This window comes from Flavonifractor plautii ATCC 29863, assembly GCF_000239295.1.
GTDB classification, from domain to species: Bacteria; Bacillota; Clostridia; order Oscillospirales; family Oscillospiraceae; genus Flavonifractor; species Flavonifractor plautii.
Window position 1 is genome coordinate 1 of record NZ_JH417716.1, and the last position, 4,350, is coordinate 4,350.

Below are 4,350 nucleotides of genomic sequence, written 5' to 3' on the forward strand. Positions count from 1 at the left end.
GTTCACCGTCCAATATGTTTGACAAACCTACACTATTAATATATTTTACAAATTTATTTCCTAAATCTTCCTATCGTAAAATGTTGTATCCTCGTTTAAAAAGGTAGACATTTACAAAAAGGAGGATACACCATGAGACATCAAAAAAAACGATGGTTTGCCGCATTATTATCCTTATGTATTTTACTATCTATTCTTCCTTCAACTTCTATAGCTTTTAGTGAAAGCGAAGAGACCTGGAGTGGGAACAGGAGGAATCAGACCATTGATGGCGGAACCCATACAATTACGCTTAGTAATCTTACTATTGACTCACCGGGCGTTGAGAAATCTGCTATTGATATAACTGGTAACGCAGATGTCACCTTTATATTGGAGGGCAACAACACTCTTAGAGGTTACCGGAATCATCCTGCCATCTGGGTGGAGTCCGGTTCCTCCGTTACCTTTGAAGGAAACGGATTACTCGAGGCCTCCGCCGGCGGGGCATCCATCGGTTTGGGGGCGGCCGGAATCGGCGGTGGATATGGCGCCAGCAGTAATTTTGGCAATATCACCATCAACGGTGGTACCATCATTGCCCGAGGCTCCGGAGGCGGCGCGGGCATCGGCGGCGGCTACGAGGTCGGCAGCGGGACTGTAACCGGCAATGTTACCATCAACGGCGGATACGTCACGGCCATCGGTGGGTCAAGCGGCAGTACCGGCGGCGCGGGCATCGGCTCCGGTGAGAACGCAAACTATAGCGGAACCGTCACCATCAACGGCGGTGTGGTATACGCCGAGGGCGGTGCGGACTCCACCAGCATCGGCAGCGGCAACCGTGCTATCGGTACAAGCGACAACGGAGCCTTCACCACCGGCACGGGCGGAAACGCCGTCATCGTGGCCCCGGACGGCATTGGGGACCCCTCCGGCTTCGCTGACTGGGACGGTATTTTTATCAGCTATGAGGGCAGTAATACGAGCGCGACGGTGGGTGAGGACGGTACGGTTCACCTGAATGACACAGAGGCCAATATCCAGGTCTGGGGCGAGCCGGTGATTGACTATCCGCTTGTGGTGGAAAGCGGCACCGAGCTGCGGGTCGTCCAGAATGACCGAAACTACGCCTACGCCACTCTGGAAATCGGCCAGGACGGCAAACTGACCAATAACGGCACCGTCACCGTAGACGAGGGAAGCACCCTGATTCTGCGGGAAGGTCTTGACCAGACAGATGGCAGCGGTACACTGGAATGCACCGGCACCGTCAAACTGCCCCCGGAGGATAAGCTGATTGCCCTGTCCGGCGCGGAGGACCTGACCTACAACGGCACGGAGCAGAGGCCCGAGGTAAGCGTTACATTAAATCTGTGGGGCTATTCCCATACCTATGGGAATCCGGCGGACTATACCGTAACTTACACAGATGCCACAAACGCCGGAGAGACTGCCAAGGCCGTTGTTACCTCCACTGGTGCCGGCGACCTGCTGGCGGGCAGCGCCTCCAAGACCTTTGTCATTCAACCGGCCGCTTATAGCATTAACGTGTCCGACGGGAAGTGGACAGTGGCGCATGGTGAAACGCAGCTCCTGTCCAAGCTGCCCCCTGCCACCATTTCCATTGACCCGTCGATTCAAGATGACCTGACCGGCCTGAGGGCTGGGAACCTGACTTGGTATATGGATGGGCAACATTCGCAAGCGGTGACCGATACCTCTCTTCAGAATACATCCGCCGGCGAAGAGGTACCCCTCTATTGGGTTTTCAGCCACAGTGATTCCAATTTTGCGCCAGAGTCCAAGTCCGGGACACTGACCATCACGATTACCAATCTGCCCATTTATCCGGTTGTGATCCGGCAGGGAGATGAGGTTGTTACAAATGGTACCATCAACAAGACCTATGGGGATGAAAACTTCACTCTAACTGTCGAACTTCAAAAGGATGATAGTCCTATTTCTCCTGATAGTCTAGTTACCTTTACTAGCAACAATAAAGATGTGGTAACGGTAGCCCAGAATGGTGAGGTTACCATCACCGGCAGCGGAACCGCTGTCATTACCGCCAGCGTGGCGGAAAAAGGCGGAGACGATGGCTATGCCGCCGCCAGCGGTACCGTCACCGTATCTGTGGCTCAAAAGCCGATCTCCGTGGATGACAGCACCGTGAAGCTGAACGGTCACTCCAGTCCGTATACGTGGCCCTATGATGGACATGCGTCGGTTACAGTCGATGCCGAACTGACCCAAGCTGACATTGTAGGCAGCGATGATGTGGATGTGACCGCCACCGGAACACTGAGCAATGCAAACGCCGGCAATCGGTCGGTCACCCTTTCTTACGAGCTGACCGGCGACCGGGCCATGCACTACGTTCTGCGTCCAGCCCAAGCAAGTAAGCCGGTGGTCGTTGCCAAAGCTGATCCCGGCCAGAATCAGATTTCTGCCAATCCCGGCGCCTTGACCATCGCCAACCGGGCAGCCAGGACGTATACCTATTCCCTCTCCCAGTTGACTGCTGGACTGGATGGCTTGGGAAACATCTCCTATAAGTTGGGTAATATTACAATAGCCAAAGAGGGATACTTTACCACTGACGCTGTCAGGGTAAATGCCGGTGTCCTGCGCCTGCCCGTCAACGCCGTGGAGTCTGATGAAGAAACAAAGGTTGCAGACATAGCAATTACAATTTCCAGCACCAACTACGAAGACTTCACCGGCACCATCACGGTCAGCAGCAAAAATCTCCATATCCTGACCTATGATCCCAACGGCGGCAGCGGCGGCCCCGGAACGGAGCTGCTGGACACCCAGACCGGCTACACCTTGAAGCAGTCCCCCGTCCCCACTCACGACCAGCAGGACGGCGTGGATGTGCTGTTTATTGGGTGGACAGCGAACACCACCGGAGACAAGATCTACACCGCCAGCGATACAGCGCCCACCACTGTTGCCACCGTAGACATCAACGGCGACACGACGGTTTACGCCGCCTGGGGCGTGGATACCAATGGCGACGGCGTGCCGGACGTGAACGAGACCGGCAAGTACACGCTGACCTACGCCGAAAACGAGCTGGAGAGCGGCACCTTGCAGGGGGTTCTGCCCACCGACAGCGGCACTTATGTCAAGGGCAATACGGTTGCCCTGGCCGACGGAAGCGGCCTCAGCCTCACCGGAACTGCAACCAGCGACAAGGGAACGGCCCGTTTCGTGGGCTGGTCCAAGACACAGATTGACCGCATTCTCTCGCAGGGTGACACCATGCCCGCCGGTGTTGTGGGGCAGGTGACCTTCACCGACTCCAGTATCACCGTATACGCCGTCTGGGGCTGGGACACCCACAACGACGGCAAGCCCGACATCACTCAGAATCCCTCCATCACCTCCTCCGCGGGTGAGAACGGCTCCATCGCCCCGGAGGGCAAGGTCTATGTCCCGGCCGGGAAGATCCAGAAGTTTGATTTTACTCCGGGCACCGGCTATGCCGTGGACCGGGTCACCATCGACGGCACGGCCTATGTCAACAACGGGGTCAACCTGCTGCCCGGCATGGACACCTGGGAAAAGTGGGAATCCTACACCTTCGCCGATGTCCGGGAAGATCACACCATTTCCGTGACCTTCGGTGAGGATACCAACAATAACAACGTCCCCGACGCCAACGAGGGCACCGTCACCCTGACCTATAACGCCAACGGCGGCGAGGGCTCGGCCCCTGCCGACCAGAGCGCCGACAAGTGGAGCACCGTCACCGTGGCGGAAAACACCTTCACCCGCTCCGGTTACAGCTTTGCCGGGTGGAACACCCAGGCGGACGGCAGCGGCGAGGATTATGCCGCCGGCGACGCCTTCCAGCTCACCGGCCAGAATGCCGTCCTCTATGCGCAGTGGAGCTATAACGGCGGCAGCTCCGGCGGCGTCACCCGGTACACCATCAAGGCCAGCGCGGGGGAGGGCGGGAGCATCAGCCCCTCCGGCTCCGTGCGGGTACGCCGGGGCAGCGACAAGACCTTCACCCTCACCCCGGACGAGGGGTATGTGATCGCCGACGTGCTGGTGGACGGCGAGAGCGTAGGCGCGGTGGACAAGTACACCTTTGAGAGCGTGCGTAAGGCCCACACCATTGAGGCCCTCTTCGCGCCCGAAAAGCAGCTTGCCGACCCGGACGACACCGGCGTCTCCGGCTGGCTGAACACCGAGGATCACCTCGCGTACCTGAACGGCTACGGCGGTGGCCTCTTCGGCCCCGACGACCACATGACCCGGGCGGAGGCGGCCCAGATGTTCTACAACCTCCTGCTGGACCGTGAGGTGTCCACCGCGGCCCACTTCACCGACGTGCCCGCCGACGCCTGGTACGCC

General features: G+C 57.9%; 1 protein-coding gene. It reads left to right on the plus strand.

The window, feature by feature from the left end:
* Window positions 1-372 precede the first annotated feature (372 nt).
* Window positions 373-4,350, plus strand: a 3,978-nt coding sequence (locus HMPREF0372_RS06755; protein ID WP_174269963.1) for an InlB B-repeat-containing protein, incomplete at its 3' end; no start/stop codon positions are given.